Here is a 15,210-nt window from a genome sequence, read left to right on the forward strand (position 1 = left end):
AAGAAAGGACTTCATGAAACGTCTGCTGCTAACTGCGGTTCTCACCGTATTGATGATCGCCGAAGTTCACGCCGAGTCCTTCACCATCTCCGATATTCGCGTCAACGGCCTCCAGCGGGTTTCCGCAGGTAGCGTCTTTGGTGCCTTGCCGTTGAACGTTGGGGAACAGGCTGACGACCGTCGCCTGGTGGAATCCACTCGTGCGCTGTTCAAAACCGGTTTCTTTCAAGACATCCAGCTGGGGCGTGAAGGTAACGTCCTGGTCATCACGGTCGTCGAACGACCGTCCGTCGCCAGTATCGAGATCGAAGGCAACAAGGCGATCTCCACTGAAGACTTGATGAAAGGTCTGAAGCAATCCGGTCTGGCCGAAGGCGAGATCTTCCAGCGTGCCACCCTTGAAGGTGTGCGTAACGAGCTGCAACGTCAATACGTTGCCCAAGGTCGTTATTCCGCTTCGGTCGAGACTGAAGTGGTACCGCAGCCGCGCAACCGCGTGGCGCTGAAGGTCAACATCAATGAAGGCACCGTGGCGGCCATCCAGCATATCAACGTGGTGGGCAACACCAAGTTCGCTGATGAAGACCTGATCGACCTGTTCGAACTCAAGACCACCAACTGGCTGTCGTTCTTCAAGAACGATGACAAGTATGCCCGGGAAAAACTCTCCGGTGACCTGGAGCGCCTGCGTTCCTATTACCTGGATCGTGGCTATATCAACATGGATATCGCTTCGACCCAGGTGTCGATCACTCCGGACAAGAAACACGTCTATATCACCGTCAACGTCAACGAAGGCGAGAAGTACCGTGTTCGCGACGTGAAGCTGAGCGGCGACTTGAAAGTGCCTGAAGACCAGGTCAAGTCCCTGCTGCTGGTACAGAAAGACCAAGTGTTCTCGCGCAAGCTGATGACCACCACGTCCGAACTGATCACTCGCCGCCTGGGCAACGAGGGTTACACCTTCGCCAACGTCAATGGCGTGCCGACACCGCACGATGATGATCACACCGTGGACATCACCTTTGTCGTCGATCCAGGCAAGCGTGCCTACGTAAACCGTATCAACTTCCGTGGCAACACCAAGTCCGAGGACGAGGTGCTGCGTCGTGAAATGCGTCAGATGGAAGGCGGCTGGGCTTCGACCTACCTGATCGACCAATCCAAGACCCGTCTTGAGCGCCTGGGCTTCTTCAAGGAAGTCAACGTCGAGACACCGGCCGTGCCGGGTGTCGATGACCAGGTTGACGTGAACTACTCCGTTGAGGAACAGGCGTCCGGCTCCATCACCGCCAGCGTCGGTTTTGCGCAGAGCGCCGGCCTGATCCTCGGTGGCTCGATCACCCAGAACAACTTCCTGGGTACCGGTAACAAGGTTTCCATCGGCCTGACCCGCAGCGAATACCAGAGCCGCTATAACTTTGGTTACGTCGACCCCTACTGGACTGCCGATGGCGTGAGCCTGGGCTACAACGCTTTCTATCGCACCACTGACTACGACGACCTCGATGTCGACGTGGCCAGCTATGCGATCGATAGCCTGGGTGCGGGTGTCAACGTCGGTTACCCGATTAGTGAGACCTCGCGCCTGACCTTCGGCCTGACCGCGCAGCAGGACGAGATCAAGACCGGTGTCTACACCGTGGATGAAATTTTCGACTTCACCCGTCGTGAAGGTGACAAGTTCCTGAACTTCAAGGCGTCGGCCGGCTGGTCCGAATCGACGCTGAACAAAGGTGTGCTGGCGACCCGTGGGCACTCCCAGAGCTTGACCCTGGAAGCCACCACGCCAGGCAGCGACCTGTCGTTCTTCAAACTCGACTACCGTGGCCAGTTGTTCACGCCGTTGAGCGATAACTACACCATGCGCCTGCACACCGAACTGGGCTATGGTGATGGTTATGGTTCGACCGATGGCCTGCCGTTCTACGAGAACTACTACGCCGGTGGCTTCAACTCGGTACGTGGCTTCAAGGACAGCACTTTGGGTCCGCGTGGTACGCCGAGCCGTGGCTTCGCCAAGACCGGTAACCAAGGCACGATTGCCGATACCGACGATGATCCGCTGCCATTTGGTGGTAACGTGCTGATCCAGGGTGGCGCGGAAATCCTGTTCCCGCTGCCATTCGTCAAGGATCAACGCTCGCTGCGTACGTCGGTCTTCTGGGACGTGGGTAACGTGTTCGACTCCAAATGCGAGCAGATCCGTAACCCTACCGGCTTGAAGTCCAATACCCAGTGCAACGACGTAAGTCTGAGCAACCTGGCCAGTTCCGTGGGTGTTGGCGTGACCTGGATCACTGCCCTGGGTCCATTGAGCTTCGCCTTGGCGATGCCGATCAAGAAACCGGATAATGCTGAAACCCAGATTTTCCAATTCTCCCTCGGCCAGACGTTCTAAGCGTCTGACCCAAGATAACGACAACGGATTCTGTAGGAGTGCATCGTGCGTAAGTTGACTCAATTGGTTCTCCTGGCAACTGTGCTGGTAGCGACCCCGGCGTTTGCCGAAATGAAGATTGCCGTTCTGAACTATCAAATGGCCCTGCTGGAATCCGACGCGGCCAAGAAATACGCGGTGGATGCCGAGAAGAAGTTTGGTCCGCAACTGACCAAGCTCAAGACCCTGGAAAGCAGTGCCAAGGGTATCCAGGATCGTCTGGTAGCCGGCGGCGACAAAATGCAGCAAGGCGAGCGCGAGCGTCTGGAGCTTGAATTCAAGCAAAAGGCCCGTGACTATCAGTTCCAGTCCAAGGAGCTGAACGAAGCCAAGGCCGTAGCCGACCGCGAAATGCTCAAGCAGTTGAAGCCGAAACTCGACAGCGCTGTGGAAGCCGTCATCAAGAAAGGTGCTTTTGACCTGGTCTTCGAGCGCGGCGCCGTGATTGACGTGAAACCTCAGTACGACATCACCCGCCAGGTGATCGAGCGCATGAATCAGCTGAAGTAAACCATGACCGCGACTATCAAGCTCGGCCAGTTGGCCGAGTTCCTGGGAGCCACCTTGCGCGGCTCCCCGGAGAAAGAAATTACTGGGCTAGCCACCTTGCAGGAGGCTGGCCCAGCTCAGTTGAGCTTCCTCGCAAATCCCCAATATCGTAAATATCTGGGCGAAAGCCAGGCCGCAGCCTTATTGCTGAAGGCCGCTGACGCCGAGATGTTTGTCGGGGATGTGCTGATTGTTGCCGATCCTTATGCGGCGTATGCGCGAGTGTCCCATCTGTTCGATCCGAAGCCGAAGGCCGCTGCAGGTATTCACCCCTCAGCGGTGATTGCCGATGACGCCCAGGTAGACCCTGCGGCAAGCATCGGTGCTTTTGTGGTGATCGAAAGTGGCGCGCGCATTGGCGCCGGCGTGACCATCGGTGCCCATTGCTTTATCGGTGCCCGCAGTGAGATTGGCGCGGGTGGCTGGCTCGCCCCACGCGTAACCCTGTACCACGATGTGCGGATCGGGCAGCGTGTAGTGATTCAGTCAGGTGCGGTAATCGGCGGCGAAGGCTTCGGCTTCGCCAATGAAAAAGGCATCTGGCAGAAGATTGCCCAGGTCGGTGGTGTGTCGATCGGCGATGACGTGGAAATTGGCGTCAATACCGCTGTGGATCGCGGCGCCTTGGCCGACACGGTGATTGGCAATGGTGTGAAGCTGGACAACCAGATTCAGATCGCCCACAACGTGCAGATTGGCGATCACACGGCCATGGCGGCGTGTGTCGGCATCTCCGGCAGCACCAAGATCGGCAAGCATTGCATGCTTGCAGGCGGTGTCGGGTTGGTCGGTCATATCGAGATTTGCGACAACGTATTCATTACCGGCATGACCATGGTCACCCATTCGATTACCGAATCCGGGGCCTATTCATCCGGCACGGCGATGCAGCCTGCGGCCGAATGGCGCAAGAGCGCGGCGCGTCTGAGGCAACTCGACGACATGGCTCGGCGCCTGAAACATCTGGAAAAGCGTGTTGGGGACGTGACCCCTGGCAGTAATGTTTCATCAGATGGCTGATACCATTTCCATATCAAGTGTACGCAGCAGCTAGACTGCCTTCTTGATTTGCTAGAGGGGCGCTCGTTAGTCCGCGCGCTTCCAATCTTTATTACAGGCTTCCCCCCGAAATGATGGACATCAACGAGATTCGCGAATACCTGCCTCACCGTTACCCGTTCCTGCTGGTGGACCGTGTAGTGGAGCTCAATGTCGAGGAAAAGCGCATTCGTGCCTACAAGAATGTCAGCATCAACGAACCATTCTTCAATGGTCACTTTCCCGCGCATCCAATCATGCCGGGTGTGCTGATCATTGAAGCGATGGCCCAGGCTGCCGGTATCCTTGGTTTCAAAATGCTTGACCTGAAGCCTGCCGACGGCACGCTTTACTATTTCGTTGGCTCCGACAAGCTGCGCTTCCGTAACCCGGTGACACCTGGCGACCAGTTGATCCTTGAAGCCAAGTTCATCAGCTGCAAGCGCCAGATCTGGAAGTTCGAATGCCAGGCCTCGGTCGATGGCAAGCCTGTGTGCTCCGCTGAAATCATTTGTGCGGAACGCAAACTATGAGTTTGATTGACCCTCGCGCAATCATCGATCCGACGGCCATCCTGGCCGCCGACGTCGAGGTCGGCCCATGGTCGATCGTCGGCGCAGGTGTGGAAATCGGCGAGGGAACTGTCATCGGGCCACATGTGATCCTCAAAGGTCCGACCCGAATCGGCAAGCACAATCGCATCTACCAGTTTTCCTCGGTAGGCGAAGACACCCCTGACATGAAGTACAAGGGTGAAGAAACACGCCTGGTAATCGGTGATCACAACATCATCCGTGAAGGCGTGACCATTCATCGCGGTACCGTGCAGGACCGAGCAGAAACCACCCTGGGTGATCACAACCTGGTAATGGCCTATGCGCATATCGGTCACGACAGTGTCATCGGCAACCACTGCATTCTGGTCAACAACACCGCATTGGCGGGCCATGTACACGTTGATGACTGGGCGATCCTCTCCGGTTTTACCCTGGTTCATCAGTACTGCCATATTGGCGCCCACAGCTTTTCCGGCATGGGCACCGCCATCGGCAAGGATGTTCCTGCGTTTGTCACGGTGTTCGGCAACCCCGCCGAAGCCCGTAGCATGAACTTCGAAGGGATGCGCCGGCGTGGTTTCAGCGAAGACGCGATCCACGCGCTGCGCCGTGCCTACAAGGTGGTCTATCGTCAGGGGCTGACGGTTGACCAGGCGCTGAACGAGTTGGCGGATCCGGCGGCGCTGTTCCCGGAAGTGGCGGTGTTCCGTGATTCGATCCAGGCATCGACTCGCGGCATCACCCGCTGATCATGGCCAAGTTGCGTATAGCGCTGGTGGCCGGAGAAGCTTCCGGCGACATTCTGGGCGCCGGTCTGATGCGAGCCCTCAAGGCTCAACATCCCGCTGTTGAGTTTATTGGCGTCGGCGGTCCGCTGATGCAGGCCGAGGGCCTGGTTTCCTACTTTCCCATGGAGCGATTGTCGGTCATGGGGCTGGTGGAGGTCCTGGGACGTCTTCGCGAGTTGCTGGCGCGTCGCAAGCTATTGATCCAGACCCTGATTGAAGAAAAGCCCGACGTCTTTATCGGTATCGATGCGCCGGACTTCACGCTTACTATTGAGCTCAAGTTGCGTCAGGCCGGAATCAAGACCGTGCATTACGTCAGCCCTTCCGTCTGGGCGTGGCGGCAGAAGCGCGTGCTGAAGATCCGCGAAGGCTGCGACTTGATGCTGACGTTGTTGCCGTTCGAAGCGAAATTCTATGAAGAGAAGGGCGTGCCGGTGCGATTTGTCGGTCATACCCTGGCTGACGCCATTCCGCTGCAGGCTGATCGGGCCGCGGCGCGTGCCGAATTGGGCTTGGCCGACGGGCCGTTGGTCGCGTTGATGCCCGGCAGCCGGGGTGGCGAGGTCGGGCGTCTGGGCGCGTTGTTTTTCGACGCGGCCGAGCGTTTGCTGGCCTTGAAGCCGGGCATCCGCTTTGTATTGCCCTGCGCCAGCCCGCAGCGTCGTGCACAGATAGAAACCTTGCTGGTGGGGCGCAACTTGCCGCTGACACTGCTCGACGGCGGATCGCATCTGGCCCTGGCGGCCTGCGATGCGGTGTTGATCGCCTCCGGGACTGCGACGCTCGAGGCACTGCTGTACAAGCGCCCGATGGTGGTGGCCTATCGCTTGGCGCCGCTGACCTACTGGATTCTCAAGCGCATGGTCAAAAGCCCTTATATTTCCTTGCCCAACTTGCTGGCCCAGCGTCTCCTGGTGCCCGAGTTGTTGCAGGACGATGCAACGCCCGAGGCCTTGGCGCAGACCCTTCTGCCTTTGATCGACGACGGCAGGGAGCAGACCGGAGGGTTTGACCAAATCCATCGCGTATTGCGCCGCGATGCGTCAAACCAGGCGGCCGACGCGGTCTTGACCTTGATTGGCCAGAAGCAGGGAGCCTTATGAAAACGCAAATCGGCCTGGATTTCAGCCTGGTCGCCGAGACTCACGCATTGGTCGCGGGCGTCGACGAAGTCGGGCGCGGTCCGCTGTGTGGTGCGGTGGTCACCGCTGCGGTCATTCTTGACCCGAACCGCCCGATTCTTGGGTTGAACGACTCGAAAAAACTCACTGAAGCGCGTCGTGAAAAACTCTTCGATGAAATCTGCGAGAAGGCGCTGAGCTGGCATATTGCGCGAGCCGAAGTCGAAGAAATCGATACGTTGAATATTCTTCATGCCACCATGCTGGCCATGCAGCGTGCCGTGGAAGGCCTGCACATCACGCCCAAGTTGGCAATGATCGACGGTAATCGCTGCCCGAAGTTGTCGATGCCGGCTGAAGCGGTGGTCAAGGGCGACAGCAAGGTCCCGGCGATTGCCGCTGCGTCGATTCTGGCCAAGGTCAGTCGCGACCGGGAAATGGCCGCCTTCGAATTGATCTATCCGGGCTACGGCATCGGCGGGCACAAAGGCTACCCGACGCCCGTTCATCTGGAAGCCTTGGCGCGTCTTGGCCCCACACCGATTCATCGCCGCTCCTTTGCCCCGGTGCGCCAGGCCTACGAGCTGCGCGAGAGCCTGAGCGAGGTTTAGTCGCGAGGCTGATGTTTTTGCCAAGGCCCGGTACAATCCGGGCCTTGTTGTTTCCATGTATCAAGACAGGATCTTTATGCCGGCTTCATTCGTTCACCTGCGCCTGCACACTGAATACTCCCTGGTCGACGGCCTGGTACGGATCAAACCGCTGGTCAAAACCCTGGTGGGCATGAACATGCCCGCCGTGGCGGTGACTGATCAGAACAACATGTGTTCGCTGGTCAAGTTCTACAAAAACGCGATGGGCGCCGGGATCAAGCCGATCTGCGGCGCCGATCTGTGGCTGTCCAACAAAGACCCGGATAACCCATTGAGCCGCATCAGCCTGTTGGCGATGAACGGCGTTGGTTATCGCAACCTGACTGAACTGATCTCCCGGGGCTTTATCGAGGGCCAGCGCAACGGTTCGATCATTATCGAGCGTGAGTGGGTGGCCGAAGCCAGCGAAGGCTTGATCATGCTGTCGGCGGCAAAAGAGGGCGAGATCGGCATCGCGTTGCTGGGCGGCAATCCTCAGGAGGCCGAAGTACTGGCCCGTGAGTGGATGGACGTTTTCCCCGACCGCTTCTATCTGGAAGTCCAGCGCACCAATCGCCCCAACGATGAAGAGCATTTGCACGCGGCTGTGGCCCTGGCGCAAAAGCTCGGCGCGCCGCTGGTAGCGACCAACGACGTGCGTTTCATCAAGAAGGAAGACTTCGAAGCCCACGAAACCCGTGTGTGCATCGGTGAAGGACGCGCGCTGGACGATCCGCGCCGCTCGAAAAACTACAGCGAAGAGCAGTACCTGAAAAGCGCCGAGGAAATGGCCGAGCTGTTCAGCGACCTGCCCGAGGCGCTGGAAAATTCCGTCGAAATCGCCAAGCGCTGCAATATTGAAGTGAAGCTGGGCAAACACTTTTTGCCCAACTTCCCGATTCCCGATGGCATGACCATCGATGAATATTTCCGCAAGGTGTCCTTTGATGGCCTGGAAGAGCGCCTGGCGGTTCTACTGCCCAAAGACACCACTGACGACTACGAGGCCAAGCGCCAGGTGTATGTCGATCGGTTGAATTTCGAGCTGGATATCATCATCCAGATGGGGTTCCCCGGCTACTTCCTGATCGTGATGGACTTCATCCAGTGGGCCAAGAACAACGGCGTACCGGTAGGGCCGGGCCGGGGGTCAGGTGCGGGCTCGCTGGTGGCCTATGTGCAGAAGATTACCGACCTCGATCCGCTGGAATATGACCTGCTGTTCGAGCGGTTCCTGAACCCGGAACGGGTCTCGATGCCCGACTTCGACGTCGACTTCTGCATGGACGGTCGCGACCGCGTGATCGAATACGTGGCCGAGAAATACGGTCGCAATGCCGTGAGCCAGATCATCACCTTCGGTTCCATGGCGGCCAAGGCGGTCATCCGTGACGTGGCGCGGGTGCAGGGCAAGTCTTACGGGCTGGCCGACCGTCTGTCGAAGATGATCCCCTTCGAAGTCGGCATGACCCTGGAAAAAGCCTACGAGCAGGAAGAAATCCTGCGCGATTTCATCAAGGTCGATGAAGAGGCCGCCGAAATCTGGGACATGGCCCGCAAGCTTGAAGGCGTGGTGCGTAACGTCGGCAAACACGCCGGTGGCGTGGTGATCGCGCCGACCAAGTTGACCGACTTTTCGCCGATCTATTGCGATGAGGAAGGCGACGGCCTGGTGACTCAGTTCGACAAGGATGATGTGGAGGCGGCCGGCCTGGTGAAGTTCGACTTCCTCGGCCTGCGTACCTTGACCATCATCGACTGGGCCCTCAAGACCATCAACCGCGACCGTGCCAAGGTCGGCGAAGAACCGCTGGATATCGCGTTTATCCCGCTGGACGACAAGCCGACCTACAGCCTGCTGCAAAAAGCTGAAACCACCGCGGTGTTCCAGCTCGAATCCCGCGGCATGAAAGAGCTGATCAAAAAGCTCAAGCCCGACTGCCTGGAAGACTTGATCGCACTGGTGGCGCTGTTCCGTCCGGGCCCGCTGCAATCGGGCATGGTTGACGACTTCATCAACCGCAAACACGGGCGTGCCGAACTCGCCTACCCGCACTCCGACTACCAGTACGAAGGCCTCAAGCCCGTCCTGGCGCCGACCTACGGCATCATCCTGTATCAGGAACAGGTGATGCAGATCGCCCAGGTGATGGCCGGCTACACCCTCGGCGGTGCGGACATGCTGCGTCGCGCCATGGGTAAGAAAAAGCCCGAGGAAATGGCCAAGCAACGCGGCGGTTTCATTGAAGGTTGCGCCACCAACAATATCGACGCCGACCTCGCCGGTAACATTTTCGACCTGGTGGAAAAATTCGCCGGTTACGGCTTCAACAAGTCTCACTCCGCCGCGTACGGCCTGGTGTCGTACCAGACCGCCTGGCTCAAGGCCCACTACCCGGCGCCGTTCATGGCGGCGGTGCTCTCGGCCGATATGCACAACACCGACAAGGTCGTGACCTTGATCGAAGAAGTGCGGACCATGAAGTTGCGCCTCGACGCGCCGGACGTGAACGCCTCCGAATTCAAGTTCACGGTCAACGATGAAGGCCGCATCATTTATGGCCTGGGCGCCATCAAAGGCGTGGGCGAAGGCCCGGTGGAAGCGATTACCGAGGCGCGTCAGGACGGCCCGTTCAAGGACCTGTTCGACTTCTGCGCGCGGGTTGACCTCAAGCGCATCAACAAACGCACCCTCGACGGCCTGATCCGCAGCGGCGCACTCGACCGTCTTGGCCCGTACTTCCATGACGAGCCGAAAGCCTACCAAGCCAATATCGACCGTAACCGTGCGGTGTTGCTCACGGCGATGGAAGAGGCGATCAAGGCCGCCGAGCAAACTGCCCGCACCCACGACAGCGGCCACGCCGACCTGTTTGGCGGGTTGTTCGTCGAAGCCGACGCGGACGTCTACGCCAATCACCGCAAGGCCAAGGAGCTGACCCTCAAGGAACGCCTCAAGGGCGAGAAGGACACCTTGGGCCTGTACCTCACGGGTCACCCGATTGACGAATACGAGGGCGAAATCCGCCGCTTCGCCCGTCAGCGCATCATCGACCTGAAACCGGCGCGCGACACCCAGACCGTTGCCGGGATGATCATTGCGCTGCGGGTGATGAAAAACAAAAAGGGCGACAAGATGGGTTTTATCACCCTCGACGACCGCTCTGGCCGGATCGAAGCGTCGCTGTTTGCCGATGCCTTCCATTCCGCCCAGTCACTGCTGCAGACCGATGCGATGGTGGTGGTGGAAGGGGAGGTCAGCAATGATGATTTTTCCGGTGGGCTACGCTTGCGCATCAAGCGCGTGATGAGCATGGAAGATGCGCGCACCAACCTGGCGGAAAGCCTGCGCCTGAAGTTGCGCAGTGAGGCACTCAAGGGCGATCAGCTACGCTGGTTGGGCGACCTGCTCAAGCGCCATCGCGGGGCGTGCCCGGTGACCATGGAGTATACCGGCGCGGACGCGAAGGCGATGTTGCAGTTCGGCGAGACATGGCGTATCGATCCGGCGGATGGCTTGATTCAGGCATTGCGTGACCAGTTCGGGCGTGACAACGTCTTCCTCCAATACCGTTGACGGTCAGGGCTGGGTTTTTACCCCTGACCTCGACTCGACATTTAATCTCGACCTTGACGCGCCTCTCCCTTAAGGTAGGGCGCGAATAGACAACCGGCTGGCCAGGCACTCCCTGGCCGTCGACCCAAGACGGACGCTTATGAACCCGAATTTTCTTGATTTCGAACAGCCGATCGCTGACCTGCAAGCCAAGATCGAAGAACTGCGCCTGGTCGGCAATGACAATTCGCTGAACATCAGCGATGAAATCTCCCGCCTGCAAGACAAGAGCAAGTCGCTTACCGAAGACATCTTCGGCAAGCTGACCAGCTGGCAGATCGCGCGCCTGGCCCGCCATCCGCGTCGTCCGTACACGCTGGACTACATCGATCACATCTTCACCGAGTTCGATGAATTGCACGGCGACCGTCATTTCTCCGACGATGCCGCGATTGTCGGCGGTATCGCGCGCCTGGACGACCAGCCGGTAATGGTCATCGGTCACCAGAAAGGCCGCGAAGTGCGTGAGAAAGTACGGCGCAACTTCGGCATGCCGCGTCCCGAAGGCTACCGCAAGGCGTGCCGGCTGATGGAAATGGCCGAGCGTTTCAAAATGCCGATCCTGACCTTCATCGACACGCCGGGCGCCTATCCGGGCATCGACGCCGAAGAGCGTAACCAGAGCGAAGCGATTGCCTGGAACCTGCGGGTCATGGCGCGCCTGAAAACGCCGATCATCGCCACCGTGATTGGTGAAGGCGGTTCCGGCGGCGCCTTGGCGATTGGCGTCTGCGACCAGCTGAATATGCTGCAATATTCGACCTATGCGGTGATCTCGCCGGAAGGTTGTGCCTCGATCCTGTGGAAGACCGCCGAAAAGGCGCCGGATGCAGCCGAAGCCATGGGCATCACCGCCGATCGCCTGAAAGGCCTGGGGATCGTGGATAAAGTCATCGCCGAACCGTTGGGCGGCGCACACCGCGACCCGGCTGCTGCGTCCGCGACTATCCGTGCCGAACTCAGCGCGCAGCTGGCGATGCTCAAGGACTTCGACAATGAAGCCCTGTTGGCCCGTCGTTACGAGCGCTTGATGAGCTACGGTCTCTAAGCGCGACGCGGTACTCAATGTGGGAGCGGGCTTGTGTGGGAGCGGGCTTGCTCGCGATAGCGATCTATCAGTGCCAGATTAACGGGCTGACACACCGCTATCGCGAGCAAGCCCGCTCCCACATAAAGCTGCTCCCACATTGCTTTGTATCTGTTGGGTTAGCGTATCCAGATTGATGGCGGTAGTTTGCTATGAACCCCACCTTGACCGCTCAACTCCTGCAAGCCCTGGCCCCGTGGCGCAATGCCCCGGCCTGGCATGTCGCGTTCTCCGGCGGTCTTGATTCCAGCGTCCTGCTGCACCTCCTTGCCACCTTGGCACGTACCGAAACCCTCCCGCCGCTCAGCGCCGTGCATGTCCATCATGGCCTGCAAGCTGCCGCCGACGCCTGGCCAGGCCATTGCCAATCGGTTTGCGACAGCCTGGGCGTGCCCTTGCGAATTGTGCGTGTGCAGGTGCAACCCGGCGCGAGCCTTGAGCGTGCCGCCCGCGATGCGCGTTATCGGGCATTTGCCGACGGCACCGGGGCCGGGGAGATCCTGTTGACTGGCCAGCACCGTGACGATCAAGCGGAAACGCTGTTGTTTCGATTGTTGCGGGGCGCGGGAGTGCGAGGACTGGCGGCGATGCCTGGGTCTCGCCCGCTGGCGGCAGGCTATCTGGTGCGGCCGCTGCTGGATGTGTCGCCCGCTGAGTTGCAAGCCTATGCCCATGACCACCGGCTGGCCTGGATCGAAGATCCTTCCAACGCCGACCTGCGTTTTTCCCGCAATTACCTGCGCCATCAGGTATTCCCGCGACTGACCGAGCGATGGCCTCAGGCCACTACTTGTCTCGCGCGCACCGCGGAACATTTGAGCGAAGCTCAGGGCTTGCTTGATGAGTTGGCGAGTATCGACCTGCACATCGCCCGTCAGCCATCGGGGTTTCCTTGGCTGGCGTTGCCATCGTTGGCACTGGCGCCACTCAGCGGGCTCTCTGAGGCTCGGCAGCGCAACGCGCTGCGCCATTGGTTGTCAGCGCTGACTCGCCTGCCCGACAGCGAGCATTGGGCCGGTTGGATCAGCCTGCGGGACGCCAAGCCTGACGCACAACCCGTGTGGTCCCTGGCTGACGGTCAACTGCAGCGTTGCGCTGAGCGGATTTGGTGGTTACCGGCGACGTGGTCGGACTTTTCCGGCGCTTCACTGGGCTGGTCGCACCCGCAAAACCCACTACAGTTACCCTGTAACGGGCATCTGTACTTTAAAGGGCTGGCGCCTAAGGGGGCCTTGAGCATCCGTTACCGGCAGGGCGGGGAAGTCATGGCGGTGCCGGGGCGCGGCCGGCGCGACCTCAAGCGTTTGCTGAGTGAGAGCGGCGTACCGGGTTTCGTGCGTGGCAGATTGCCGCTGCTGTACCGCGACGGGCAATTACTGGCGGTGCCCAACCTGCCGGGGCTGGCGACAAGTGCCCAGGGCGATTGGGAATTACATTGGATGCCGCTAACCTGCGATCAAGGTTTGAGCTGATAGCGCCTTTCCGGTAGACTACGCTCCCTTCTTGATACAACTTCTGTGGATTCGCCTGAATCGCAGCAGTTGCCGATTACCAAGCAGTCTTTGCTGGGCGATTCCAAAAAATGTGTAGCGATCAACGTACCGGTGTTCCATTGCTGGTCTGTCACAACGCGGCGGTTTTTTTGAAAGGTGCACTGTGATTAATGCAGGTGATCGGGGGCTTCGGCCTTCCTTCGCTTTCCCCGGCGGCTCGGACCGCTTTAACGCAGACTTCTAGGGTTTTTCATGACGCGCTACATATTCGTCACGGGCGGTGTTGTTTCTTCATTGGGGAAAGGCATTGCCTCCGCTTCATTGGCGGCCATCCTGGAGGCGCGGGGACTTAAGGTCACCATGCTCAAGCTGGACCCGTACATCAACGTTGACCCGGGCACCATGAGCCCGTTCCAGCACGGTGAAGTGTTCGTCACCCACGACGGCGCCGAGACCGACCTGGACCTGGGCCACTACGAGCGGTTCATCCGCACGACCATGACCCAGAACAACAACTTCACCACCGGCCGTGTCTACGAGCACGTGCTGCGCAAGGAGCGCCGTGGTGACTACCTGGGTGCAACCATCCAGGTGATCCCGCACATCACCGACGAAATCAAGCGCCGCATCATCAAGGGCGCAGGCGATGCCGACGTGGCGATGGTCGAGATCGGCGGCACCGTGGGTGACATCGAGTCGCAGCCGTTCCTCGAAGCCATCCGTCAGTTGCGCTTCGAAGTCGGCGCCAAGCGCGCGATGCTGATGCACCTGACGCTGGTGCCGTACATCGCCACCGCCGGTGAAACCAAAACCAAGCCTACCCAGCACTCGGTCAAGGAACTGCGTTCCATCGGCCTGCAGCCGGATGTGCTGGTGTGCCGCTCCGATCACCCGATCGACATCTCTTCGCGGCGCAAGATCGCGCAATTCACCAACGTTGAAGAACGTGCGGTGATTGCCCTGGAAGACGCCGATACCATCTACAAGATCCCGGGCATCCTGCATTCGCAAGGCCTGGACGATTTTGTAGTCGAGCGTTTCGGCCTGCAGTGCGGTGGCGCGGATCTGTCCGAATGGGACGCGGTGGTCGATGCCAAGCTCAACCCTGAGCATGAAGTCACCATCGCCATGGTCGGCAAATACATGGAACTGCTGGACGCCTACAAGTCGCTGATCGAAGCGATGAGTCACGCCGGCATCAGCAACCGTACCAAGGTCAATTTGCGCTACATCGATTCCGAAGACATCGAGAACCAGGGCACCGCGCTGCTTGAAGGCGTCGATGCAATCCTCGTCCCCGGCGGTTTCGGCCTGCGTGGCGTGGAAGGCAAGATCACCGCCGTTCAATACGCTCGGGAAAACAAGGTGCCGTACCTGGGGATCTGCCTGGGCATGCAAGTGGCCGTTATCGAGTTCGCCCGTAACGTGCTGGGCTGGAAAGACGCCAACTCCACCGAGTTCGACAGCAAGAGCGGCCACCCGGTCGTGGGCTTGATCACCGAGTGGGAAGACGCCACTGGCGCCGTTGAAACCCGTACCGAAGCTTCCGACCTGGGCGGCACCATGCGCCTTGGCGCGCAGGATTGCCTGCTGGAGCCGGGTTCGCTGGTTCACGGTTGCTACGGCAAGGACGTGATCGTCGAGCGTCACCGTCACCGCTACGAGGTGAACAACAACCTGCTGCCGCAAATCAAAGAGGCCGGCCTGAAAATCTCCGGTCGCTCCGGTGATGGCGCGCTGGTTGAAGTGGTCGAGGCCCCGGATCATCCGTGGTTCGTGGCGTGCCAGTTCCACCCTGAGTTCACCTCGACGCCGCGCGACGGTCACCCGTTGTTCAGCGGTTTTGTCAAAGCCGCACTGACGCAACATCAGAAGAAGGCGTAACCCTG

The 15,210-nt window shown here is 59.4% G+C and carries 11 protein-coding genes; all 11 read left to right on the top strand.

Features of this window, described 5'->3' with window-relative positions:
- The first annotated feature begins 13 nt into the window (after nucleotides 1–13).
- The 11 genes from bamA (at nucleotide 14) to pyrG (ending at nucleotide 15,205) form a co-directional block, all read left to right on the top strand.
- Nucleotides 14–2,401, top strand: a complete 2,388-nt coding sequence (bamA, locus tag AC6CIA_RS05570) for an outer membrane protein assembly factor BamA (protein WP_498310999.1) — start codon at nucleotides 14–16, stop codon at nucleotides 2,399–2,401.
- A gap of 45 nt (nucleotides 2,402–2,446) precedes the next feature.
- Nucleotides 2,447–2,950 carry an OmpH/Skp family outer membrane protein gene (locus AC6CIA_RS05575; protein WP_057958698.1) on the top strand — a complete coding sequence of 168 codons (504 nt, stop codon included), beginning with the start codon at nucleotides 2,447–2,449 and terminating at the stop codon, nucleotides 2,948–2,950.
- 3 nt (nucleotides 2,951–2,953) lie between these two features.
- Nucleotides 2,954–4,009, top strand: a complete 1,056-nt coding sequence (gene lpxD / locus AC6CIA_RS05580) for a UDP-3-O-(3-hydroxymyristoyl)glucosamine N-acyltransferase (RefSeq protein ID WP_498311001.1) — start codon at nucleotides 2,954–2,956, stop codon at nucleotides 4,007–4,009.
- A gap of 110 nt (nucleotides 4,010–4,119) precedes the next feature.
- Nucleotides 4,120–4,560, top strand: a complete 441-nt coding sequence (fabZ, locus tag AC6CIA_RS05585) for a 3-hydroxyacyl-ACP dehydratase FabZ (RefSeq protein WP_084377164.1) — start codon at nucleotides 4,120–4,122, stop codon at nucleotides 4,558–4,560.
- Nucleotides 4,557–5,333 carry an acyl-ACP--UDP-N-acetylglucosamine O-acyltransferase gene (gene lpxA, locus AC6CIA_RS05590; protein ID WP_084377162.1) on the top strand — a complete coding sequence of 259 codons (777 nt, stop codon included), beginning with the start codon at nucleotides 4,557–4,559 and terminating at the stop codon, nucleotides 5,331–5,333. Before fabZ ends, lpxA begins: the two co-directional genes overlap by 4 nt.
- A gap of 2 nt (nucleotides 5,334–5,335) precedes the next feature.
- The gene (gene lpxB, locus AC6CIA_RS05595) at nucleotides 5,336–6,475 is read left to right on the top strand and encodes a lipid-A-disaccharide synthase (protein ID WP_498311003.1); all 1,140 of its coding nucleotides are present in this window, start codon (nucleotides 5,336–5,338) and stop codon (nucleotides 6,473–6,475) included.
- Entirely contained in the window at nucleotides 6,472–7,104 is a 633-nt protein-coding gene (gene rnhB / locus AC6CIA_RS05600; RefSeq protein WP_498311004.1) for a ribonuclease HII, read from the top strand. Before lpxB ends, rnhB begins: the two co-directional genes overlap by 4 nt.
- A gap of 76 nt (nucleotides 7,105–7,180) precedes the next feature.
- Nucleotides 7,181–10,702, top strand: coding sequence for a DNA polymerase III subunit alpha (dnaE, locus tag AC6CIA_RS05605; protein ID WP_498311006.1), 3,522 nt, complete (start codon nucleotides 7,181–7,183; stop codon nucleotides 10,700–10,702).
- Nucleotides 10,703–10,841: 139 nt separating this feature from the next.
- On the top strand, nucleotides 10,842–11,789 hold the full coding sequence (locus AC6CIA_RS05610; protein WP_339529037.1) for an acetyl-CoA carboxylase carboxyltransferase subunit alpha: 948 nt from the start codon (nucleotides 10,842–10,844) through the stop codon (nucleotides 11,787–11,789).
- A 191-nt stretch (nucleotides 11,790–11,980) separates the two neighbouring features.
- Nucleotides 11,981–13,300, top strand: coding sequence for a tRNA lysidine(34) synthetase TilS (gene tilS / locus AC6CIA_RS05615; protein WP_498311008.1), 1,320 nt, complete (start codon nucleotides 11,981–11,983; stop codon nucleotides 13,298–13,300).
- 273 nt (nucleotides 13,301–13,573) lie between these two features.
- A complete protein-coding gene (gene pyrG, locus AC6CIA_RS05620) occupies nucleotides 13,574–15,205 on the top strand; it encodes a CTP synthase (protein WP_339529039.1) in 1,632 nt (543 codons plus the stop codon).
- Nucleotides 15,206–15,210: the final 5 nt, after the last annotated feature.

This window comes from Pseudomonas sp. GQ91, from assembly GCF_059758795.1.

Excerpts from the sequence above, each read along its gene's own strand:
- rnhB (WP_498311004.1), top strand. The coding sequence starts at position 6,472 with ATGAAAACGCAAATCGGCCTGGATTTCAGCCTGGTCGCCGAGACTCAC.
- fabZ (WP_084377164.1), top strand. The coding sequence starts at position 4,120 with ATGATGGACATCAACGAGATTCGCGAATACCTGCCTCACCGTTACCCG.
- lpxA (WP_084377162.1), top strand. The coding sequence starts at position 4,557 with ATGAGTTTGATTGACCCTCGCGCAATCATCGATCCGACGGCCATCCTG.
- tilS (WP_498311008.1), top strand. The coding sequence starts at position 11,981 with ATGAACCCCACCTTGACCGCTCAACTCCTGCAAGCCCTGGCCCCGTGG.
- dnaE (WP_498311006.1), top strand. The coding sequence starts at position 7,181 with ATGCCGGCTTCATTCGTTCACCTGCGCCTGCACACTGAATACTCCCTG.
- bamA (WP_498310999.1), top strand. The coding sequence starts at position 14 with ATGAAACGTCTGCTGCTAACTGCGGTTCTCACCGTATTGATGATCGCC.
- lpxD (WP_498311001.1), top strand. The coding sequence starts at position 2,954 with ATGACCGCGACTATCAAGCTCGGCCAGTTGGCCGAGTTCCTGGGAGCC.
- pyrG (WP_339529039.1), top strand. The coding sequence starts at position 13,574 with ATGACGCGCTACATATTCGTCACGGGCGGTGTTGTTTCTTCATTGGGG.
- AC6CIA_RS05610 (WP_339529037.1), top strand. The coding sequence starts at position 10,842 with ATGAACCCGAATTTTCTTGATTTCGAACAGCCGATCGCTGACCTGCAA.
- lpxB (WP_498311003.1), top strand. The coding sequence starts at position 5,336 with ATGGCCAAGTTGCGTATAGCGCTGGTGGCCGGAGAAGCTTCCGGCGAC.